Here is a 22,901-nt window from a genome sequence, read left to right on the forward strand (position 1 = left end):
GTGTCCTACGCGCGGCTTGACCGGTAGCGACCGAGACGGCGCATCTGATTGAGCGACATCAGGTGTGCATAGATTACCGGCAGGAAACCACGTTTCTTGAGGTCGAGGAATTTCTCGTCCGACAGCTCGCCGAGTTTTTTCTCGTCGATGAAATAGATACCCGTCAGGTTGATCTTCTGATCGTCCATATCGATGTTGAGTGAGCGCTCAGCCAGAAGGTCGAGCTCCGCGAGAAGCTTCACGAAGGCTTGCGTGATCTGGGTATGTTCAAAATAGGCTTCGATGCCTCTTTTGCGGCGCTCGAGGAACTCTGTGAGCTCACCCTTCTCGTTGAAAAGCGCTTCACCTTCGTCCTCGGAGACGAGCGGGCTTTCCTCATTGATGGCGAGCATCAGTTGTTCCTGATTGTGCGCGTTTGGCACAAGGCGGAATGGCGCTTGAGTGAGAAGACCCGGCACATACATGCCCAGCCATTTGCCGTCCTCGATATAGAGGTTTTCGCCCGGCTTTACGCCAAGCATGGCAACGGCCTGAAATTCACCAGTGTCGGAATTTTTTACAAAAACAATCGGCATGTCCGTGGCTGCCGGAATAAATTCATGAACAACGAGCGGAACAATATGTTCCTTGTCGAGCAGGGCAAATTCGCCCCCTTCGCGGACCTTGAGCTTGCTGTGCTGATCAGGATGCAACGGCATAATACGCATCGCAGGAGTGCTCCCATACATTAGAGTAAAAATCGATCAGCCAACGTTATAGCGCGTATTGGGAAAAAGGGGAGACTTACTCCCCTTTTTCTTTGGTTTAGCCTAGAGCTTGAAGCTGATGCCGAGCGTAACGCGCCGTGCCATCTCAAACTCATAGAGCGGGAAGCCGCCCGTGAAGCCGCTGTTCGGCGTGTCCTCTACGTTGTTACCAAACTGCTTGGAACGATCTTCAAGCAAGTTCACCACATCAAGGTTCAGAGAAATCTGACTCGTGATGAAGTAAGACGCGGAGAGGTCAAGGCTGCCATACGGCTTGTGCAGACGGTTGCCATAGGAACCGGATTCACGAAGCATGTAGCTCGAACGCCAGTTGTAGGCGACACGGGCCTGGAAGTCTTCATTCTCATAGTAACCCGACACGTTGAACGAGTGCTTGGAGCTGTCGCTCAGGTATGGGTTGCCGTCCACGAACGTATCCGCATCGGTGGATGTATCCGTGTAGGTGTAGTTGAGGATGGTACCGAAGCCATTCTGGAAGTCCTGCTGGAACTGGGCTTCAAAACCCTTGATCGTAGCGGACTTGCCGTTGATCTTTTCCTGCACGGTCCAACCTGCTGCCGCTTCGTCCTCACGCGGCAGATCAAACGGGATCTGGTTCGCGGTTGCATGATATTCGGTGAAGTTCACGAAGTTCTTCACGTCTTTCATGAACACGCCCACAGAGAAGAGCGAGCCTTCTGCGAAGTACCATTCAACGCCAAGGTCAAACTGGTTCGCAACAAACGGCTTGAGGCCAACGTTACCAACAATCCAGAACTGGTTGTTCGGCAGGTCATCGTTCGAGCCGGTTACGTTCGGGTTCACATACATGTCCACATACTGCGGGCGGGCCATGGTACGCGCCGCCGAACCACGCAGGATGACGTCATCTGCAAGGTCGATCGCGACGTTGAAGCTTGGCAGGATTTCCGAGTAGCTGGCATCAGCTTCGGATTTCACACCGTTCAGGTAATAGGTCGAGGTTGCATCGGTATGCGCATAGCGAACACCGAAGTTACCGCGGAAGCCGTCACCTTCGAACTCAGCCATGGCGTACGCGGAGATGTTGATCTCGTCGATCTCGCTGTAGGCGCCTAGGTCTTCGTTTTCACCGATGATGCTTGCTTTCGCCCAGTCTTTGAGGGCATCAGCATCAACTTCCAGCATCTGATAGTCACCTGCGCCAATATCCATAGTGCCAAGGATCAGGCCAGAGGTCGAAATCGTCGGGTTGAAACCGGCGGCCTGAATATACTCAAAACGGCGGCTCGTCGAGTTGTGGTCAGCATATTTGAAGCCGGTCTTGACCGAGTTCACCAGACCCCAGTCAACATCAAACGTCAGGTCAGCCTGCGCATATGTTTCCTTGTCGGTCTTCGGTGTACGGTTGAAGTTCGGGCCTGTACCCATGGTCAGGCTACCCGGATCATAGCTCGAGATATCGAAGCCATTGGTATCCCAGGTCTGCTCACCGTTGGTGAAGTCATAGGTGCCGCCCGGGATCGGCGTACCGCCCGTGCCGTCATCAACAACCATCTCGAAGTCGGTACCACCGGTCGAGGTCGTGTGACCGCCTTGAACTTCAAGCACATAACCGTCGCCCGAATAGGTCGCCGTCATGTCGTAAACGCTGGAGTTCATCGTCGCTTCACGCGGACGCGCCTGATAGTAGGCGACATTGAGTGGGCCACAGACCGGCGTGCCGTTTTGCAGGCAGTTGTCAGGCACATCAACGCCCGACCAGGACGTGTTGCCTTGCGTCAGCCAAAGCGCATAGTTGGTGTTATCGGCGCGCATCTTCATGTCCATGTAGTTCGCGACGATATCGAGGTTCTCACTCGGGCGGAACTGGGCCGTTGCCGTAATGGCGGAGCGGCGGCGGTCCTGCTTGAAGGCAACCGGGCCTGCGCCCCATTCCCAGAATGCTTCATTACCCTGACGCTGCAGGTGACGGCGCTGGTATACGCCGGACACGAGAAGACCAAAGGTCTCGCCTTCGTTCTTCCAGCTGAAAAGACCGGACGCTTGCGGGTCGATCTTGTCAGAGTCGGTCTGGTGTTGGCCTTCGATCGAGCCGTAGATGCTCATGGAATCCATATCGAGCGGCTTACGGGTGTTGATCACAACCGTACCACCCACACCACCTTCGGCGAGGTCAGCTTGCGAGCTCTTGTAAACTTCGATGTTGCCAACAAGTTCGGACGGCAACAGTTCGTAGTTGAAGGAGCGTTTCGCCGGCTCAAGCACGAACCAGCCGGTCGACGCTACGTTCTGGCCGTTGAGTGTCGTAAGCGTCAGTTCATTACCCGCACCACGGATCGACACTGCCGCACCTTCACCAAACTGGCGCTGGATCGTCACACCCGGTACGCGCTGAAGCGATTCAGCAACGTTCTTGTCGGGGAATTTGCCGATATCTTCCGCGGAAATCGCATCAACAATCGCGTTGTTATTGCGCTTTACGTCAAGGCTCTGGCGGAGCGAGCCACGAATACCCGTAACAACAATCTCTTCAAACTCCTCCATGGAGCCTGACGAGGCCTGGTCTTGGGCAAACGCCGTGGTTGCGCTCCCAAGGACAGCCAGCGCACTCACCGACTGATAGAATAGTTTTTTGCTTTTACGCATGTTTTCCTCCTGGTTCCCACTTTATCGGACGGCGCCACTCCCAATTAGGCACCACCACAATCTCTACTCACCCACTTCACAGAACTGGCCTGACCACGCGCCCGCGCATCAAAACTCGCTCAATGAATCCATGTACCAGCCAGCCGCGCCGATAACGCCGAGCTGCCCGTGTTCGATCAGATTGACCGGGATCGCCTCAAGGAAGGGGCGCATGTCGCCCTTCGCCGTGAAGCGGTCCATAAATTTGCTCTCGAGCAGGAAGTTCCTGATTTTGGGCAGGATGCCCCCTGCGAGATAAAGCCCACCGCGTGCACCGTATGAGAGCGCGAAGTTGCCCGCGGCGCTGCCAAGCATTTCGCAGAACAGCGACAGCGCTTCGGTGGCCAGCGCGTCGTCACCGGCAATCGCAGCTTCTGAAATTGCTTCGGGCGACGCCAGCGTGCCTGCGTTGCCGCCGATCACGCCAAGTGCGGTATAGATATTCAGAAGGCCTGGTCCGGAGAGCAGTTTCTCAACAGGCACAAAGCCGTGCGACTTGCGCAGGAATTTATAGATTTCAATCTCAAGGTCTGTCTCAGGCGCGAAACCGGATTGGCCGGCTTCGGTGTTGAGCGCAACCGGCGCGCCGCTGGCCTGCAACAGCACAGAAGCACCAAGGCCCGTGCCCGGACCGAGCACGGCAACAGCGCCCTGCTCCGGGCGGACAGCGCGGCGGTTCATCACCACCACATCAGCCGGGTTGAGATAAAGCGTACCGTAGGCCACCGCGACAAAATCATTGATCGCGCAGATATTCTTGAGGCCCAGACGACCGCGAATATCCTTGAGCGACACCCGCCACGGCAGATTGGCCGACATCAGGTCATCACCCATGAAGTAGCCCGCGCTCGCAATTGCGGCACCGCCAAGCTGCTTGCAGTCGATATCACCAAGAAATTCGTCGAGGATTTCAACAAGGCTGCCGAACTCGGCATTCTTGTATTTATGGTATTTGCGCACCGTGAGCGGACGAGCCGTGCGGTCAGCGCGCGAAATAAGACTAAGCCTGGAGTGGGTTCCACCAATATCGGCCGCGATGACCGGAGCTGATTCAACCATGCCCCACCTCCATGCATCCGCGTCGGATATATTTAGACAGATACTCAAACACATACCCTCCCCAGGCTTATCAAGGTCTTGAAACGCGACTTTCCGCGTGTCCCCCGCTGCTGCTGTGCCGGATCCTGTTCCACCCCGGAAGGGAGAGGCGGAAGCAGGACTTCCGACCGGGAAACGCCACAGAGAGCTGACTTTAGTAAGATCAAAAATGACAACGTTGTCCAATAAAAATTTCAAAAAATGTTCACGTTGTCATTTTATGTGACATCGTTATCATTATAAATGCTTGAAAATACGCAATTTCTGGAAATCCTGACCTTGTGGTCAGATTGACAACGTTGACTAGATTGGTAGGTCAGTTCATAAAGAATTGAAGACATTTTCAGGGGAGACTCGGGCATATTCGGCCCGCAGGCGTTCGTAACACCGGCCAGCCACTGGCCCAGCACAGCAAGGGTGCTTCTTGAGCAAAGCCACCATCAAAGACGTTGCACGGGTTGCGGAAGTCTCGTTGAAGACAGTTTCGCGGGTCATCAACAATGAACCTACCGTCAAGGAAGCCACCCGCAAGAAGGTGTTGCAGGCGATTGAGGAGCTGAGGTACCAGCCGGACATGTCTGCGCGCAACCTGCGCGGCAACAAATCCTATGCCATTGCCCTCGTCTACGATAACCCCAACCCCTATTATGTGGTGGATGTGCAGGAAGGTGTGCTGCAAGCCTGCCGCGAACTTGGCTATAGCCTTCAAATCCACCCCTGCAACGCGAACGACGGCGACATTGTGGAGGAGCTGGCAGAGCTGGTGCGCAATTCCCGTCTCGCAGGCCTCGTGATTGCGCCACCAATTTCTGAGGACGACAGGGTAACCGACGCACTTTATGAGCAAGGCATTCATCTGGTGCGCATTATCTCCGCCTCGAAGGCGCCGGACGGGGCGTCACCCGCCGTCTATGTGAATGACCGCGCCGCCGCGCACGCGGTGACCGACCATCTCATCCACAAAGGGCATAACAATATTGCCTTCCTGTGGGGGGAAGAAGAACACCATTCGAGTGGTGAACGTTTTGCGGGCTACCGGGCGGCGCTCGAGGAACACGGCATTCCTGTTCAGGACAGCCTGGTGATTGAGGGCTCATACAGCTTCGATAGCGGCTTCCAGCGAGCCAACACACTCCTGAGCGGTGATACACCGCCGAGTGCGATTTTTGGCTGTAACGACGAAATCGCTGCAGGTGCCTTGGCCGCTGCCAAGTCGCTTGGCCTGCGTGTACCGGAAGATGTGGCCATCGCAGGCTTTGAGAACAGCCCCTTTTCCAAACACGCACAGCCACCACTGACCACAGCGGCACAGTCGCTCGGCGATATTGCGAAAAAGGCTATGATGCTTCTGGTTTCTGAACTCAGACCACAAGCCGTGGACGGAGAGAGCGCGTCTGAGCGCAAAAGCGAGTTCATCCCTGAACTTATTGCCCGCGCCTCCACCAGTGCAGAGGCGCGGTAAGAGGCCTTAGCCGAAAGCGCCAGCCTTAAGGGCGATCAATCCGCTGATCTCAAGCACCAGATTGTAGGCGAGCTCGAGCTTGTCGAAGATTTCCCGGTGCGCGGTGGCGTAGCCCGAGGACGCACCACCTTCATACGTAGTTTCCTCGCCATAGACTTCGTCATGGCTTTCAAACGGTGCTTCAGGGAAAATTTTCCTGAGCTGCGCGATTGTATCCGGCACCTCCAGGTGCAGAAGCTCCACCAGCAGTTCCTCAAGTGAGAAATCGAACCGTGTACTGAAGCGCGGGATTTCCATGGCCTTCAGATAGATATACTGGATCAGGCCAATGCGGATTTGATGCAGTTCAAACAGTTCCGCGTCCGGGGCACCGGCGGTCAGCGCTGCTGTCATCGCATCGTCGGTCACGCAGTCGGTGAGCGTACCTGCATCACGGCGCAGCTTGCGAATGCAGGCATCCACGGCGTCAGCTTCAAACAGATCCTCAAGGATACGGGACAAGCGGCGCAGTTTTTCGCGGCCGTCCAAGGTTGGTATCTCGTCCGACCGGTCAAGCCAGTAGCCGGGGCTGAGCAGTTTGGCGTAGGCCTCGATCACCCCAACGTCGGAGCGTGCAAGCGCATTCACCGCAAGGCTCGTGACCATCTGCAGACGGTCTGATTTTTCGTGCAGCGCCTCAAACATGTCGGGCGAGCGTGCGATGGCGGTGCCAAGCCCCGCGCAACTGTTTGCCAAGTACCCAAGCTGCTGCAGAACTGCGTTGTGCGGGATTGCACGGATCTGCGAGATACGCTCAAGCCGCTGGTGCACCGCACTGCCCGACTGGCGCCGCATGGAACGGGAACCGGTTGGGAACAACAGGCTGCGGCCAATGCCGTCAATCAGGCGCACATAACCTTTATTCTCAGTGAGGTGTTCCTGGTACTCAACGAGCGTGAGGAAGAAGTCGAGCGACCAGCCCTTCTGCTCATAGAAGGGGTCTTCGTCAGCGCTATAGTTGCCGAACCGCACCTCCAGAAAATCGGTGAGGGTCGCAAGCGCTGTGTCTTCCGCGAGGAACCACAGGAAACCCTCGCCACCCTGGAAACTGACTTCATGTTTCTCGGGCTGCTCCAGTTCCGCAAGCCACTGGCGCACACGCGGCGGCTGGGTATAAAGAAAGCGCTTCTTGAGGCTTTCAGGGAATGCACCGCGGCCCATGCTTTCGCCGTGGGTATCAAAGAACAGCAGCTGCACGTCACCAAGGCCGCGCTGTTTCCAAAGCCGGATCACGCGCAGTTTGAAGCGCTCGATGGCAAGCGTGGCAGCAGGCTGGCCGATATAGCGGCCACTATCCGAGAAACCGAGCTGCAGGCAGAACCGCCCTTGCGCCTTGATGTAGGCGAGGAAGTGCGGGTTATCGACAAGTTCCGCAATGACCCGGTCACCACGCTCAAGCCCCACCGCGGTCTCAAAGAGCGGAGAGATTTCCACATGGTCGTCCACGCCAAAAAGCTTGGCGTAATAAAGCGCGGTCAAAAGCGTGAAGGGGGTATCCGATTCCGCAACCAGCATACGGATGCGAGTGTTGGCGTCGAAGTGTTTCTTGAACTGGGCCGCAGTCATGAACACGCGTTTGGCTGTCGTCTGCTCGCGCGAGAGCGTGCCGTAGTGCACCGACTTGGGCGTGACCTTGTCCAGCTTCTCGGAAATCGCCGCGAGGAAGTGGCGACGCGTCGCCGACTGATCCGGCGACTTGGTCATCTGGATTTCAGGGCCGATGGCGTTATGCAATTGTGCCGCATTAAGTCGGAAGTGGATGTGCGACAGCCCAAGCCCGATCGAACGCCATTCGGTATAAAGTGTGGCCGCCGCTGCCCAGTCATTTTGCGCAACATCGAGCGCAAGCAAGCTCTCGAACGCCGCATTGATGCGCTTTGACGCCGCTTCCTTGCGCGAGCGGTTTTCCACCGCCACCTGATTCAGCTTGCCAAGGCTGCCGTCAGACGCCTGATGTTCCTCAAGCGTACGCGCGCCCAGCTCAAAACAGGAGCGCAGGTCTTCAAAGCCCGAGCGGATCGTGGCCCAGTATTTACCTGCCTCGCCGCTGAAATCAGTCGCGGTCGCAAGCGCAATACATTCTCCCAAGCCGTGCAGTGCGGAGCGGTAGCGGAACAGCAGGCCAAGCGACCAATCGATATCCGTGCGGCCATCAAGGTCGAAGCCCACCCAGCTTGCCACCGTCGCGAGGCGCGGACGCAGGGCCTTGTATTCGTCCGGATACAGTTTGGCGGCTTCGCGGAAGGTGATCATGTGGAAACGGCGGATCGCACGTCGGATGTTGCCCACGGCGATGCGCGCATATTCAAGTTCTTCATGGAGCGTGGGGGAGCGGGTCGGGTGCACGGTGCCCACGTCCAGATTCTCGGTGGCGGCCGTCACCGCCTCATCACCACTCGCAACCGCACCAAGATAGGCGCGCGCATATGTCCAAGCACTGTCGGAAAGTGAGAAGGTCGGGTGTGCGGTGATCACGAGGCCCGCAAGCTCGTCTTCCATTTTGGCGCTGAACTCAGCGAAAGGAATTGCGCCACCTTCGCCGTCATCTGCGAATCCATGGATGATGGCTGCGAGGCGCTTTTCATTCTCGCTACGGGAAATGGTCGTCCATTGGTTCGACAGAGAGCGCAGGCGCGCATCAAGGCAGCGTTTGCCACGGCCAGACAGGTCTTTCGCCAGATTATCGAGACTTTGTTTACCCTCCAAAAGCCCTGTTGCAATGTCGAACGCAGCGGATAGGTGCTGTCGTCTGGATTCGCTTTTTCCGTGGCTTGGATGGTCAAACATATATAAGTCCCTCATAGTTTTTTATGGCGGCGATCATACTGACATCGCTGTCAAATTGGCGCTTTTGTAACAGATACAGCGCTAATGTCACCTAATAAAATGTCCGAATACGCCCTATTTTGGCATATTTTATTACAAAATCAGGAATATTTTACCCTCAATTGCAATAATCCGCGCTCTGCTCAGCTTTGTGTGCGGAAGAAGAGCATATAGGTCGCTGGCACAAAAAAGAGCGTGAGCACAGAGGCCATGGCCAGCCCGAACATCATGACAACGGCAAGCGGCTCCCAGAGCGGCCCACCAAATAGATATAGCGGCAACAGTCCGATCACGGTGGTAATGGAGGTGAGCATGATGGGCCGCAGGCGTTGGCCCGCCGCGCTCACAATCGCATCCATCAGCCGCATTTCCTCCCGCTCAATATCAATCTGATCAACAAGCACAATCGCGTTATTGATGATGATGCCCGACAGGCTGATAAGACCGAGGATGGCGAAAAACGACATCGGCTGCCCGGTGATCATCAGGCCGAACGGCACGCCCACAAGCACCAATGGCACGCTCATGAAAATGATGGCGATACGGCGGAAGCTATTGAACTGATACATGACCACAAGGATCATCAGAAGAAGGGCAAAAGGAAGGCCCGCGCCCAATTTCCCGTATATTTCTGCCGAGTCCTTCAGTTCACCCCCGACAACAACCTGATAACCTTCGCCAAGCGGGATAGCATCAATCTGGTCTTTCACCTGTGCATACAGTTCAGCCGCCGGGAGCTGCGAACTTTTCGCGGTGACGGTGATAGTCGGCTGCTGGTTCTTGCGCCACGTTTGTGAATATTCAAGCGCGGGCTTGAGTACGGCAAGCTGCTCAAGCGGCACAATGCTATCCTCGCCTGGCAGGATGATGTTCAACAGGTCCTCAAGGCTGTCACGGTCACGCTCAAGCGCACGCAGCATGATGGGAATGGTGCTGTCATCGTCGCGGAAGTTCGATACCTCGAACCCGTCAAAATAGGCGTTCAGGTTCTGCGCAAGGGTCTGCGACGACATATTGAGCCGGCGGGCCTTGTCCTGATCGACCTCAATGACCATCTTGACCAGCTTTTCGCCCCAGTCACTCTCGTTTTGCACAATGCCGGGCACACCCGCAAAGATACGCTCGACCTCACGGCCCGCAACCAGAAGCGGTTCATGTTCTGGCCCTGAAATCTCGATCTTCACCTGTCCGCTTTCGCTCGCGCCCATGGCAAGGCGCTTAATGGTGAACCGTGCATCCGGCACCTGTTCATAGAAGTAACGTTTAGCGCGGGCACCGAATTCGGCGGCTTGCTCCGGCGATTTGGTATTCACCAGAATGAACGCCTTGGACGGTGACGGGTCCACCGGGTTAAGGCTCAGATAAAAGCGCGGCCCACCCTCACCCACATAGATGATGTGGTCTTCGACTTCCGGGTTTACTTCCCCGTCCGATATCCAGTTCGAGACATCAAGCGCCACGCGTTCGGTGGCTTCAAAATGCGCGCTCTTCGGCATATCGAGGTAAATCAGCACCTCATTCCGGTCACTAACCGGGAACATTTCCTTCGGTAGTCCCGTAAACAGTTGGCCGGTGACAATCACCACGCCATAGGTGCCGATGACGACAAAGGCGGCAGCCCGCAGGGAGGGGCGCAGCATGTTTTCATACATGCGTGCAAAGGCGGGAAGGTCTTCCGCCTCGGCTTTATGTTCGATGCCTTCTTCGCCTTCCGTGCGTTTGCGCAGAACCCGCGCACAGATGAGTGGCAGGAAATAAAGCGCCGTAATCCAGGAACCAATGAGCGTAAGCGCCAGAACAGCACCCAGCGAGAAGGCGTATTCCCCTTCCGACCCTTCAAGAAGGAAGAAGGGCGTGAAGGCAAAAATCGTGGTCAGTGAAGAAACCGCCAAGGGTACCGCATACTGGCTACCAGCAGCGAGCGCGGCTGTGCGCCGCTTGGAGCCACGGTCGACGCGAGTGAGGATGTCTTCCACGATCACCACGCCATTGTCGACGAGGAGCCCGAGAGAGATAATCACCGCCGCGATGGAAACCTGTTCAAGCGCGATGCCGAGAGCGTTCATGCCGAGAAGCGCAAACATGACGGCAAAGGGCACGATGGACGAGATCACAAGCCCCGAGCGCACACCAAGGAAGGCAAGCACCACAAGCAGCACAACAATGAAGGTTTGCCCGACGTTCGAGAGCGCGCCCGCCACGGTTTTGGAAACCTCAGTCGGCTGATAGGTCGCGAAATTGAGCTCATAACCGATGGGAAGCGTGTGCTCGAACGTGTGCATGGCCTCGGTCAGCCGCTCGCCCACATCCTCAATGTCATAGCCCGGCTGCATTTGTACCGCGAGCACGAGGGCGGGCCTGCCGTTATAGTAGACGCGGTTTTCAGGTGGCGAAACATAGCCCCGGCGCACCTTCACAAGGTCCTTGAGACGGATCAGCTCATCGCCGCCCACTGCGCGGGTCAGCATATTCTCAATATCGCGCACAGATTTGAAATCACCCGTGGCTTCGAGAAGGATAGACGCGCCCTCCGCATTAATCTCACCCGCAGGCAAAACAACATTCTGGTTCTGCAGGTCGTTGATCAGCGTATTCAACTGCCCGCCCACTGCCTTGAACCGCCGGGCGTCAAGCTCAAGCCAGATGCGTTCTTCCTGCACACCAAACAGTTCCACCTTCGCGATACCGTCAACGGTATAAAGACGGCGCTGCATGTCCTTCGCACTTTCCTCCATCTCGCGGTAGGTGAAGCCTTCGGCGGTCATGGCGATACTCGCGACAGTGACCTCACCAAAGTCTGTGTTCACGAAAGGACCATAGGCACCTTCCGGCAATTCGCGGCTGATGTCGGACATCTTGTCCCTCAGCGACTGCCAGATAGGCTCAAGGTCGTTCACACTATCCTTCAGTTCCACATAGGTGCGCATGCGCCCGGTGGTAAGGATAGTGCGGATTTCCTTTACCTCTGCGATCTCGCGGATTTTGCGCTCGACGCGCTCAGCGACCAGGTTTTCAATGCGCTCTGGCGGCATGCCGGGGTAGAGCGCGGACACAATCGCAGTGCGGATGGTGATCTCAGGTGCTTCCCGCTTGGGGAAGTCTTTGTAGAGCAATAGCCCGCTGAGCACGAGCGCGATCATGAGAAGAAGCGTGAAACGGCTACGGTTGAGGCCGAGGCGTGTGAGGAAATCCATGGCCGCGCTCCCTAGCGGGTCGTGGTCTGGAGCGGGCGAACCTTCTGCCCGTCATGCAGGTAGGAAACACCCGCCGCGGCAATGATCTCACCCTCATTCAGGCCTTCGGTCACGATGATCATATTGTCCCGCACACCGGCGGTGCGCACCTTGCGCGCTTTCACCGTTGAGGACGCCTCGTCATACACATAAACCTGCGCGTAGCCGCCGTGGGTCTGGCGCACGGATTCACCGTTTTTGAGCGCGTCAGACTGCTCAAGCGCGAAGCAGCGCACCGGCACAAGGAAACCTTCCTCGCCCGTCAGCAAACCAACATTCAACGCCACCTCGGCGGCCATACCAGCCTTGAGGCCAGGGTGATCTTCTTCGAGAATAACAACTGCGGGGAAGGCAGACACCTGCCCCGCACGGGAGCCAAGTTCCTTGATACGGCCTTTGAGTGTTACATCTTCCAGGTCTGTCACCACCACTCGCGCCTGATCACCGGTCGATAGCGCATTGATAACCGTGGCGGGCACGCTGAACTCAACCTCAAACGCGTTTTGGCTATAGAGCGTAAGCACGGTCTGCCCCGCACCAATGTTGGCAAATGATTTGACATCAAGGCTTGCGATCACGCCATCAAAGGGGGCTTTGAGCGTTGACTTCTGCATACGCTCCCTGGCGATTGCAAGTTGCTGGCGCGACTGTTCCATCTGCGCCTGCGCGCTTTTGAGGTTGGTTTCGGAACTATCGAACGCGGCCCGCGTCACGTTCCCGGATTTCAGGAGTTCTGACTTGCGCTCATAATCCGTACGGGCATTTACGAGACTGGCGTCTGCTTGTTCGAGCGCAGCCTCTGCCTGCTGTACTTCATAGCGCAAGGTCGTCGGGTCCAGGGTCAGAAGCACCTGGCCCGCATCCACTTCCTGCCCGACCTCAAGTTTCATTTCGGTCAGTTGCCCTGCGATTTCAAACGACAGGCGGCTTTCGTCCGCGGGCTGGATGACACTGGGGTACCGGCGGATCATATTGTCCGCCGTTGCGCTTACTTCAAAAACCTTGAGGCCACGCACCGGTTCCTCGCGGGCTTCCTCTTTTGCGTCCCCGCATGCAGCAAGCAGCATGACAGGCAGCAACACGGCGGCAAGACGGCCGGTGAGACGAGCGGTCAGGTTTTTCATAAGCGTAAGCCCCTAGCATTACGGGACAGTGCGCAAAAGTGCACACTGTCCAGCCCCATCAAACTATATTCTCACACCCTTTAGTCCAGTAATTGGACAGAAGTATGACCTATTTGCCAACTTCGGTCGGATAGGCGGGTGCCTCCGGCCGCTTGATTGGCGTATAGGCTTCAAGGTCCTTGAGAATTTCCGTAATTGCGCGCTCAAGCTGTGGGTCACTGCCCGCATTCAGCGCTGCAGGCGCCTGCACCACTTCAATATCCGGCGCGACACCCTCATTCTCGACGCGCCACTCACCGTCCGGCGTATAGAAGCGGAAGAAAGGCACCGCAAGCTGGCCTCCATCAATAAGGCTTGGATTGGCGGAAATGCCAATGAGGCCACCCCATGTGCGTGTGCCAATCAGCTTGCCTAGGCCCATACGGCGGAAGGCATAGGGCAGGAAGTCACCGCCAGAGCCTGCGTCCTGGTCAATCAGCATTACCTTCGGGCCATAAATGGCACCGCCCGGCGTGTCGAATGTCATGCCGTCACGGTCTTTCCAGCTGGCGAGATAGGTACGGCTCAGCACATCGGTGATATAATTCGCTGCCTGACCGCCACCGTTTGAACGCTCATCTACAATGATGGCTTTTTTGTCCACCTGGGCGAAGAACATGCGGTTGAAGTAGGTGAAACCAGCCCCTGCCGTGTTTGGCAGATAGACATAAGCAACACGACCATCTGTGGCCTCTTCCACTTTCCGGCGGTTGCCTTCAACCCAGTTCCAGTGGCGCAGTTCATCTTCATGACCCACAGGCTCAACCACCACATCGCGCGAATCTTTGCCGGACGCATCGGCTGAAACCGTGAGCGTCACCTGCTTGCCGACCGTACCTTCAAGGTGCGCAAAGATATTGTCGTCCGCCGTCAGGCTGCGACCGTTGATGGCAAGGATGAAATCCCCCTCTTTTACACCAATGCCCGGAATAGCCAGTGGTGCAACAAGGAACGGGTTCCAGCGCTCGCCAGTATAGATTTTCGCTAGCCTGTAGCGGCCATCCTCAACGCGAAGGTCAGCACCCAGAAGGCCGACGCTCATGCCGCGCTCGCGGTGAATATCGCCGCCGCGCACCCGGTTGTGACCAACCTGCAGCTCGCCGATCATTTCAACCATCAGGTCGTTAAGGTCCTCACGCCGGCCAACATGATCAACGAGCGGACGGTAGCGTTTGTAAACCGCATCCCAGTCAAGGCCATGGAGGTTGGGGTCGTAGAAATACTCACGCTCCATCCGCCAGACATCAGCAAAGATTTGCGCCCATTCGTTGCGCGGGTTCACGAGCATCTTCACGTCGCCCATACCAAGGCTTTGGCCTTGGGGTCGTGCGGTTGCGTTCGCGGTCATCACACGGCCACCCATGCCCATAACGATGAGCTTCTTGCCGTCGTGGGAGATATCGTAACCGCTGATGCGCTCAAACGCGCTATCGGCCTCACGGTCTTCAAAATCAAAGCGCATCAGCGTGTCAGTCGCGCTGCGGTCGGTGTCCGGCAGTTCGCGGCTTACGCCCGGTTGCTCACGCTCAATGAAGAAAAGCGCACCATCTGATGCCACACGCAAGGTGTCATACGCACGTTCCGGCACAGGCAGCGCAATGATGCGCGATGTCAGGCCTTCGGTGTCGATGGAAACAGGCTTGGCTTCTTCCTTCTCATCACCCTCTTCTTCCTTCTTATCCTTAGCGCCTTCTGCATCTTCGGCTTTTTCCTCTTTCACCTCTTCATCGCCGGGTTTCGGCAGGAGGGGCGAACTGCCGTCAGCTTGCAGGACGGCGGCATAAAGCCCGAAACGCAGCGGCCGTTCCTGGGTCGACATATCAAGCCCCACTTGGCTTGGACCTGAGTTGGTGGATGCCGCGAAATAGAGATACTTGCCGTCAGGGCTGAATGCCGGGTCGCTTGCATGGCTAAGGCCATCGGTTACCGCAAAGGCTTCACCGCTCTCAAAATCATAGATCATCACGCGGTTGAAATAGTTGGCACCTGCTACCGTGTAGGCAAGCCAGCGACCATCAGCAGACTGTGACACACCAATATCGCCGCGGCGGTTATCCGTCGCAATCTTACGGTGCTTGCCACTTTCCACATCGAATGCGAAGAGGTTCAGGTGGTTATCCTGATAGATGATGTGCTCACCCTTACCGCCCCATGACAGCAGGTTATAATAGGCCGTGCCGTCAAACTTATATGACTTGCTGTCGCCCATGCCGGTTTGGCCGGCGATCACCAGTTGGTGCGCGCCACCCTTGTCCGAGATATAGGCGATGCGGCTTCCGTCCGGCGACCACAGCGCTGCGCTTTCCCGCACACCGTCAGACGCTGTAATGTTCCGCGTGGAACCTTCGTCAGTTGGTACCGTGAAAATATCACCACGCGCGACAAGAACTGCGCGCTTGCCTGTGGGCGACAGTGATGCGCTTTCCAGCATACCCGCTGCGTCTTTCCATTCCACTTGAAGCTGCGGCAGGTCCGGGTTGATGGAGACCTTGATTTCATGCGAGCGGCCATTTTTGGTATTGAGTTCATAGAGCCTGCCACCGGCCTCATAGGCGACGGCATCACCGAACCCGCGCGCGGAACGAATGTCCCAAACCGTGTTCTCTGTAAGTTGTTTGGGTGCCTTCCCCTGCCCTTCGTAGCGGAACAGGTTCACTGCACCGTCCGCACGATCAGACAGGAAATAGACTTCCTTGCCGAGCCAAATAGGGTTGAGGTCGCTTGCATTCACATGCGGTATTTCAACATGGGATTTGGCGTCAAAATCATAAATCCAGATCGGCGGAGTCGTGCCGCCACGGTGCTGACGCCAGCCACTTGAGCCGCGGTACGCCTGAATATAGGGGCGGTAGGCCATGCTCTTGCCGTCCGGGGCGTAATCGGCCTCCGTCACCGGGGCATCCATCACTTTGGCGGGGTATCCGCCGCTCGCCGAGATTCGGTACAGTTGCTGGCTACGCCCGACCGCCACTTCGCGGGGGCTGGTGAACAGCACTTCCTTGCCATCCGGGCTCCAGCCTGTCACGACATCATCGTCCGGGTGGTAGGTCAGGCGTTTTGGCTGGCCGCCATCCGCGCTGATGACGTAAGCATCCGTGTTGCCGTTATAGTCGGCGGTGAATGCAATCCATTTGCCGTCCGGGGAGAAAACAGGGCGGCTCTCGTCAGCTGCGCTTGAGGTCAGGCGCCTCGGCTCCTTGCCCTCACGTGACGCAACCCAGATATCACCTGCGTACACAAATGCCAGTTGGTCTTTTGAAATATCCGGCGTGCGCAGCAAAAGGGTCTGGTCCGCTGCCATCAAGGCATGCGTATAGGCGCCGCCAACAAGTAAACTGGCCGCGAGTGAAAATAGCTGTCGTTTCATATGATAGGCTCCCCGTCTTGAACGGGGAGCGTAGCGGAATAGGACTGGAAGGTCTAGCGGCTGGTAGCCGTGGAGCCGCGGATCATCAACTCAAAATCAACCTGAATGACATCCTTGCGCTCTTCATCTGCACCCTTGCCTGCCGCAAGTGTATCGAGCACAAGGCCCGCCGCCTGATGCCCCATGGCCCGGATAGGCTGGCGCACAGTGGTAAGGCCCGGCCATATCTGGCGGGAGAGCGGCGTATCATCGAAGCCTGCCACCGCAAGTTCGCCGGGCACATCAATTTTCCGGCTGTGTGCTTCAAAGATGACGGCGGCAGCCATGTCATCGTTTGACGCAAAGATCGCTGTCGGGCGCTTGGGCAGATCCAAAAGGCGGGACGCTGCCTCTTGCCCCGACGCGAAGTCAAAATAGCCCTGCTCCATAAAGCCGGGCGCAACCGGCACACCCTCGCTTTCCATGGCGCGCAGGAAGCCCTTTTCCCGCAAGCCGCTGGCGTAGTGGTCCGGGTGGCCCTTGATGAAGGCAATATCCCGGTGGCCGGAGATAATCAGGTGCCGCGTCATCTCATACGCCGCTTCTTCCTCGTCAATGAGTGCGGCTGGCGCGTCGCCCGTACCGCGTGACGAAATAACTGCCGATGGGATGTTCTGTTGGCTCAGGGCTTCAAGAAGCGGAATGCTGTCGGTCAATGGCGGGGTGAGGATGACACCGTCGATAGAGGACTGCCGCACCCAGTGCACAACTGTCTCAACCAGATCAGGGTCGTGGAACGAGACCGGGTTGAGCGCGAGGCCATAGTCCTTCTCATGGCACGCTTCCAAAACGCCAGACTGCAGGTTCGCCAGATAGTTCGGGCTCGGGTTATCGTAAAGAAGCCCGATCATGTAGGAACGGCGCGCTGCAAGCCCGCGCGCCGACTGGTTTGGCCGGTAATTCAGTTCCTTGATAGCAGCCTCGACCTTTTCCTTAGTCGCGGCACGCACGTTCGGCTCCCGGTTGACTACCCGGGAGACCGTCTTGATTGAAACGCCGGCCTTCTTTGCCACATCGTCGATGGTGACTGCGCGCATGTGGTTTCCCTTAACCATAATATGTTCCCCTCCGTGATAGCGGGGTTATCAGGAAAAATAAATCCACATAACGCCGATCACGACGAGAACACCGATACTGGCGAGCTTGGCTTGCGAGCTTGCACCCACCACCGCAGTACCGCGCGCGGACATTGTGAGTCCGGCAACTTTCTCTTCCGCTGGCTCTTCCGTCATCAGACTGACGATCACAAGAACCGCCACACAGATAAGGAACAGGAAAATCGCAACATGGAGGAAGTTGATGGATGCGAGCTCAAGCAGCACACCATCAAGGCTGCCCTTGTTGGCTTCCAGCACAAGGCGGGTAACACCCAGCACAAGGCCCGTCATCAGCGAGGCGATTGCACCCTGTGCGTTCGCCCGTTTCCACAGGATACCGATGAGGAACACAGCCGCGATGGGCGGGGAGATATAGGCCTGCACGCTCTGGATATAGGTGTAGAGCTTGTCGGAGATCAGCTCCATCAGCGGGATCCACGCCATACCGAGCACGACCATCACAATCGTCGCGATCTGGCCCACGCGCTTCAGCTCGTGGTCGCTCGTCTTCGGTTTGATACGCTGGTAGATGTCCATGGTGAAGACGGTTGAGCAGCTGTTGAACACGCTCGAGAGCGAGCTCATCAGCGCCGCCAACAGGCCCGCAACCACAAGGCCCTTGATGCCAACCGGCAGTAGTGCGCCCATCAGCGCGGGCAGCGCCTGATCAGGCTCATCAAGCGTCAGCATGCCCTTGTTCGCAAGCGCCATGGCGATGATACCCGGCACCACGAAAATGAAGATCGGCAACTGTTTAAGGTAAGCGGCGAAGATGGTGCCCTTGCGCGCGTTGTCCTGGTCTTTCGCAGAAAGCACACGCTGCACGATATATTGGTCGGTACACCAGTACCAGACACCGAGGATCGGCGCGCCAAAGAGGATACCGGTCCACGGGAATTCAGGGTCGGTCATCGGTCGCCACAGGCTGAAGGCTTCTTCGCCCACGCTGGCTTTCAGCTCACCCCAGCCGCCAACAGCATCAAGGCCATACCACGTGACCGCAACCGCGCCGCCAAGCAGCACGAACATCTGCACAAGGTCGGTATAAAGTACGGCACGCAGACCACCCCAAACGGTGTAGATCGCGGTCGCCACAACAACGACGGTCGCACCGGTCCAGAAGTCGATCCCCATGAGGGTTTCAAACACAAGTCCGCCCGCCATCACGGTCACCGAAATCTTGGTCAGGATATAGCCCGCGACCGAAATAACGGCGAGGTACGTGCGTGAGCCTTGTGAATAGCGGCGCTCCAGAAATTCCGGCATTGTGAACACGCCAGAGGCCACATAGAAAGGCACAAACAGCCAACCGAGGAGCAGGAGGATAAGGCCCGCGATAATCTCGAATTGTGCGACCGGCACGCCGGACGCCGCGCCCGTGCCTGCGAGGCCGATCAGGTGCTCGGACCCGATGTTCGATGCAAAGAGCGAAGCACCGATCACGAACCAGCCCACGTTGCGGCCCGCGAGGAAGAAGTCTTCAGACTCGCCGCCTTTGCGTTCCTGCCGGCCAGCCCAAAGGGCCACACCAAAAATAATAACGAAATAGATGGCGAGAACGCCCCAGTCGATGGATCCCATCACCAGCTCCCCTGAACTTTATTATGATTTCAGCTTCCTGCTATGAACACCTTCAAGCAGGCCTTCCGCGCTGAAACTTCCCGGCGACGACCATATATGCAATGTGACAGCGCTGTCAACAAAGCATAGAGCACGCTCAGGCGGGGAGACAGAAGCGATATCAGGGGGCTTCGGTTGCGGGACTGAAGCTACGCTCAGCGGCAGGTTCGCCAACCAGAAAACCCGCTACTGCACGGCGGCCTTCGGACTGCTCGATCTCAAGCACACAGCGCACAATGGACTTGTAGGGTTCCTCAAGGCCGATGACCTCATCGGGCGCCACGGTCATACGCACGCCTTTGCCGTGCAGGCGCCAGGCATTCGGCGTACAGAAGACATAGATCGGCTGCGTTGGCGTGCTGATCACATAGTAAGGCGTGTTGGAGACGATCGGAATATGACGGGAGTAGCGCACACCGTAGAAGCTGCAGGTCTGGAACTCCATCGGGCCGACCATGCCGCCGATGATGCAATCGGTGAAGCTGGTGTCCGCGACGCTCGAACCCTCGAAGGACGTACACGTCAGGTTCGAGGTAATGAATTCGCAGCCGTCGATATCACAGGCCACAAAACGCGCACCGGAAAAGTCACATTTGAAGAAAATCGCGCCCGAGAGAATCAACAGGTGGAAGTGCGCTTCCGAGAAATCGCAGTTCACAAAAATGGTGTCAGACCAGCGCAGGACACTTTTGACCTTAAGCGCGCTGATATTTTCCTGCGCAAATTGCTCCCCCATCACCAGTTTGTGGGACGGGAACATATTTGTCAGTGTCTTGAGGTCCATACTCACGATTACTCCGCGACAGGCATAGGCTGAAATTTCCGATGAAGGAGATCATAGTGCGGGTTGGTGAGGAATGGGTAAATAAATATTTCAAGTTTTAATTAATTATAGGTTTTTGCCACACCGCGAATACTTTTTGCCGGAATTTCAGATACTTATTCCGCGAGCGGATCGATGTAATCACCCTCACCGAGACCTTCGAGCGAGGCATGGAAGCGTTCCACCGTTTTCCCTGCTTTTTCAGCGTTGTCAAACTCCGCCACGTGGAAAAGCGCGTCACCTTCATTCACGATCGGCAGGTTTGTCCGCCCGATCACGACCCCCTCCTGGGTAGCCCTGATCTCCGTCTGCTCGTCACCCAACAGGTCGGACAGATAGGCAAGCCGGTCACCGGGCTTCACCCGGCTACCGAGCTTGATGGCATCGCGAATAAGACCTGAGCTGTTGCCGCGAATCCAGTGCGAGCTTTCCGCCTCTAACGTCACATGCGGGCGGCGCTTCACTTCGCGCTTGATCATGCCAACCGCGCCCAACACGTTCAGGATGCCGCGCACACCAGCACGCACCGCCAGCTTGTCAAACCGGAGCGCTTCTCCTGCCTCGTACAGCAGCACGGGAATATTTTTCTCCACCGCATAGCCGCGCAAAGACCCATCCCGAAGGCTCGCATTCACCGTCACAGCCGTATTGAAAGCACGCGCGAGGCGTGCAGTCTCTGGGTCGGCCATATTGGCGCGAATGTGCGGGAAGTTGGTACGGTGGTTCGACCCTGTGTGCAGGTCAATGCCATAGTCGGCACGGTCGATGATCTGCTTCTTGAAAACATAAGCCACGCGCGAGGAGTGCGACCCGTTCTCCGACCCCGGAAACGCGCGATTGAGGTCGCGGCGGTCAGGCATATAACGGGTATGGTGCAGGAAGCCGTATACGTTGACGACTGGCACACAAATAAGCGTACCACGCAGTCGGTTGAGCGATTTCTGCTTGAGGAGTTGGCGGATGATCTCAATCCCGTTGATCTCATCCCCGTGGATGGCCGCATTCACAAACATTGTCGGCCCATCCTTGCGACCATGGATCACATGGATGGGCATCTGAAGCGGCGTATAGCGCGACTGGCCGGGCATGGTAAGAGCAAAGGATAGGCGGGTACCCGCCGCGATTTTATGCCCTGCGATATTAAACGCAGCCCGGTTGGCCATACTTATCCTTTCCCTTTTGTCTTCGTCCGGTTCGGACGGGCATTTGCTTCGATAAATTCGATGATCTTGCCCGCAACGTCAATCCCGGTTGCTTTCTCGATACCTTCAAGGCCCGGAGACGAGTTCACTTCCATGATCACCGGGCCATGGTTCGAGCGCAGCATATCAACGCCCGCCACATTGAGGCCCATCACGCGAGCCGCACGCACAGCTGTCGAGCGTTCCTCAGGCGTGATCTTGACGGTTTTCGAGGAGCCGCCGCGGTGCAGGTTGGAGCGGAACTCACCCTCAGCGCCCTTGCGCATCATGGAGGCAATCACCTTGCCGCCCACCACAAGGCAACGGATATCCTGCGCCTTGGCTTCCTTGATATATTCCTGAACGAGGATATTGGCTTTCAATTTGCCGAACGCCTGAATCATGCTGCGCGCAGCATCTTTGGTATCGGCAAGTACAACACCCACACCCTGCGTGCCTTCAAGAAGCTTGATCACCACAGGCGTGCCGCCCACCATGTCAATCACGTCATCGGCTTCGCTGGTGCCATGCGCAAACGCAGTCAACGGCAGACCAAGGCCACGGCGGGACAGCAGCTGGAAGCTGCGCAGCTTGTCGCGCGAGCGGGTGATGGCAACGGATTCGTTGAGCGGGTAAACGCCCTGCACCTCGAACTGACGCAAAACGGCCGCGCCGAATGACGTGATAGAGGCGCCAATACGCGGGATAACCGCGTCATAGCCCTCAAGGATATCGCCCTTGTAGCGCATTTCCGGCCGGTGCGAGGCAATATTGATATACACCTTCAGCGTATCGATTGCGTCGATCTCATGCCCTCTGAGCTCGGCCGCCTCAATGAGACGCTGGTGGGAATACAGATTGGCATTACGTGTCAGCAGCGCTATCCGCATTTTCAGATCCTTATCATTCAGTTCTGGTCTTCCGGTTCACCGAGACCATAAGACAGGCCGCTATCAACGAGATATCGTTTCGAAAGCGCCTGTCGCCCAATCAAGAGACGAAACCCCATTTCATCCCGGTTCGTCAGTGTCAGCTCAATCTTCCGTGTGTAGGGCCCAAGCTCCAGCAAGGCGGAGACCACGAGCCGTGTTTGCACACTTCCGTTTGAACTTCTCACTTCGCGCTCGTCCACTATGGGGGCAGCGCATTTAATCTCCGGCTTCCGGCGCCGCTGCACCGGATGCACAAAAAACTCGGCCCAGGGTTTGCCGTCACGCATCACCTTTTTGATGCGGTAAGCATGCAGCGCAGAAGTTTTGGCGCCGGTGTCTATCTTAGCCTTGATTTCGGGGATGCCAAACTCCGGCAGGCCAGCCCATTCCCGCCACCCGATAATCAACCTGCTTTTCATTGACCGGCCTCCACTCGCTGCCTGACCTCCTTGACGAATATCGCGTCAGCGCTTCCCTGAGACGGCGCTGCCATATCCGAATTCATCCAACTTTAGAAGCCAAATAATTTCGGCTGCAAGCCTGCTCTTTTCATAAGGGAATCAAGCACCTGACAGAGGCCCCACTTATCCCGGTATTCCGCCAGTTTT

General features: G+C 56.9%; 14 protein-coding genes. 1 reads left to right on the top strand and 13 read right to left on the bottom strand.

Annotation, left to right across the window (positions count from 1 at the left end; genetic code table 11):
- Positions 1-5: 5 nt before the first annotated feature.
- The 3 genes from B150_RS0118510 to glk all read right to left on the bottom strand — a co-directional run bounded on the left by B150_RS0118510 (position 6) and on the right by glk (position 4,472).
- Positions 6-707: a SapC family protein gene (locus B150_RS0118510; RefSeq protein WP_020401449.1), complete on the bottom strand. Its 702-nt coding sequence runs from the start codon at positions 705-707 to the stop codon at positions 6-8.
- A gap of 102 nt (positions 708-809) precedes the next feature.
- Complete coding sequence (locus tag B150_RS0118515) at positions 810-3,374, bottom strand: TonB-dependent receptor (RefSeq protein WP_020401450.1); 2,565 nt, start codon at positions 3,372-3,374, stop codon at positions 810-812.
- Positions 3,375-3,482: 108 nt separating this feature from the next.
- Entirely contained in the window at positions 3,483-4,472 is a 990-nt protein-coding gene (glk, locus tag B150_RS0118520) for a glucokinase (RefSeq protein ID WP_020401451.1), read from the bottom strand.
- 463 nt (positions 4,473-4,935) lie between these two features.
- Here glk and B150_RS0118525 point away from each other — a divergent pair, with 463 nt between their 5' ends.
- On the top strand, positions 4,936-5,973 hold the full coding sequence (locus B150_RS0118525) for a LacI family DNA-binding transcriptional regulator (protein WP_020401452.1): 1,038 nt from the start codon (positions 4,936-4,938) through the stop codon (positions 5,971-5,973).
- 6 nt (positions 5,974-5,979) lie between these two features.
- Here the strand turns inward: B150_RS0118525 and B150_RS0118530 are convergent, their stop codons facing one another.
- The 10 genes from B150_RS0118530 to B150_RS0118575 form a co-directional block, all read right to left on the bottom strand.
- Positions 5,980-8,799, bottom strand: coding sequence for a phosphoenolpyruvate carboxylase (locus B150_RS0118530; RefSeq protein ID WP_020401453.1), 2,820 nt, complete (start codon positions 8,797-8,799; stop codon positions 5,980-5,982).
- 182 nt (positions 8,800-8,981) lie between these two features.
- Complete coding sequence (locus tag B150_RS0118535; RefSeq protein WP_020401454.1) at positions 8,982-12,032, bottom strand: efflux RND transporter permease subunit; 3,051 nt, start codon at positions 12,030-12,032, stop codon at positions 8,982-8,984.
- Positions 12,033-12,043: 11 nt separating this feature from the next.
- On the bottom strand, positions 12,044-13,195 hold the full coding sequence (locus B150_RS0118540) for an efflux RND transporter periplasmic adaptor subunit (protein WP_020401455.1): 1,152 nt from the start codon (positions 13,193-13,195) through the stop codon (positions 12,044-12,046).
- Positions 13,196-13,304: 109 nt separating this feature from the next.
- Entirely contained in the window at positions 13,305-16,601 is a 3,297-nt protein-coding gene (locus tag B150_RS0118545) for a S41 family peptidase (protein ID WP_020401456.1), read from the bottom strand.
- 53 nt (positions 16,602-16,654) lie between these two features.
- The gene (locus tag B150_RS0118550; protein ID WP_211205952.1) at positions 16,655-17,695 is read right to left on the bottom strand and encodes a LacI family DNA-binding transcriptional regulator; all 1,041 of its coding nucleotides are present in this window, start codon (positions 17,693-17,695) and stop codon (positions 16,655-16,657) included.
- A 30-nt stretch (positions 17,696-17,725) separates the two neighbouring features.
- Positions 17,726-19,318, bottom strand: a complete 1,593-nt coding sequence (locus B150_RS0118555; RefSeq protein ID WP_020401458.1) for a sodium:solute symporter — start codon at positions 19,316-19,318, stop codon at positions 17,726-17,728.
- A gap of 160 nt (positions 19,319-19,478) precedes the next feature.
- Entirely contained in the window at positions 19,479-20,141 is a 663-nt protein-coding gene (locus B150_RS0118560; protein ID WP_020401459.1) for a pentapeptide repeat-containing protein, read from the bottom strand.
- A gap of 155 nt (positions 20,142-20,296) precedes the next feature.
- Positions 20,297-21,343: a succinylglutamate desuccinylase/aspartoacylase family protein gene (locus B150_RS0118565; protein ID WP_020401460.1), complete on the bottom strand. Its 1,047-nt coding sequence runs from the start codon at positions 21,341-21,343 to the stop codon at positions 20,297-20,299.
- Between the two features lie 2 nt (positions 21,344-21,345).
- Complete coding sequence (rimK, locus tag B150_RS0118570) at positions 21,346-22,251, bottom strand: 30S ribosomal protein S6--L-glutamate ligase (RefSeq protein ID WP_020401461.1); 906 nt, start codon at positions 22,249-22,251, stop codon at positions 21,346-21,348.
- 17 nt (positions 22,252-22,268) lie between these two features.
- The gene (locus tag B150_RS0118575) at positions 22,269-22,712 is read right to left on the bottom strand and encodes an ATP-dependent zinc protease family protein (protein ID WP_020401462.1); all 444 of its coding nucleotides are present in this window, start codon (positions 22,710-22,712) and stop codon (positions 22,269-22,271) included.
- Positions 22,713-22,901 lie beyond the last annotated feature (189 nt).

Source organism: Kordiimonas gwangyangensis DSM 19435 = JCM 12864 (assembly GCF_000375545.1).
In the GTDB taxonomy this organism is placed as follows: domain Bacteria; phylum Pseudomonadota; class Alphaproteobacteria; order Sphingomonadales; family Kordiimonadaceae; genus Kordiimonas; species Kordiimonas gwangyangensis.

Bases quoted from the DNA above. Each gene is read 5' to 3' on its own strand.
- B150_RS0118510 (WP_020401449.1), bottom strand. From the start codon at position 707: ATGCGTATTATGCCGTTGCATCCTGATCAGCACAGCAAGCTCAAGGTC.
- B150_RS0118515 (WP_020401450.1), bottom strand. From the start codon at position 3,374: ATGCGTAAAAGCAAAAAACTATTCTATCAGTCGGTGAGTGCGCTGGCT.
- glk (WP_020401451.1), bottom strand. From the start codon at position 4,472: ATGGTTGAATCAGCTCCGGTCATCGCGGCCGATATTGGTGGAACCCAC.
- B150_RS0118530 (WP_020401453.1), bottom strand. From the start codon at position 8,799: ATGTTTGACCATCCAAGCCACGGAAAAAGCGAATCCAGACGACAGCAC.
- B150_RS0118535 (WP_020401454.1), bottom strand. From the start codon at position 12,032: ATGGATTTCCTCACACGCCTCGGCCTCAACCGTAGCCGTTTCACGCTT.
- B150_RS0118540 (WP_020401455.1), bottom strand. From the start codon at position 13,195: ATGAAAAACCTGACCGCTCGTCTCACCGGCCGTCTTGCCGCCGTGTTG.
- B150_RS0118545 (WP_020401456.1), bottom strand. From the start codon at position 16,601: ATGAAACGACAGCTATTTTCACTCGCGGCCAGTTTACTTGTTGGCGGC.
- B150_RS0118550 (WP_211205952.1), bottom strand. From the start codon at position 17,695: ATGGTTAAGGGAAACCACATGCGCGCAGTCACCATCGACGATGTGGCA.
- B150_RS0118555 (WP_020401458.1), bottom strand. From the start codon at position 19,318: ATGGGATCCATCGACTGGGGCGTTCTCGCCATCTATTTCGTTATTATT.
- B150_RS0118560 (WP_020401459.1), bottom strand. From the start codon at position 20,141: ATGGACCTCAAGACACTGACAAATATGTTCCCGTCCCACAAACTGGTG.
- B150_RS0118565 (WP_020401460.1), bottom strand. From the start codon at position 21,343: ATGGCCAACCGGGCTGCGTTTAATATCGCAGGGCATAAAATCGCGGCG.
- rimK (WP_020401461.1), bottom strand. From the start codon at position 22,251: ATGCGGATAGCGCTGCTGACACGTAATGCCAATCTGTATTCCCACCAG.
- B150_RS0118575 (WP_020401462.1), bottom strand. From the start codon at position 22,712: ATGAAAAGCAGGTTGATTATCGGGTGGCGGGAATGGGCTGGCCTGCCG.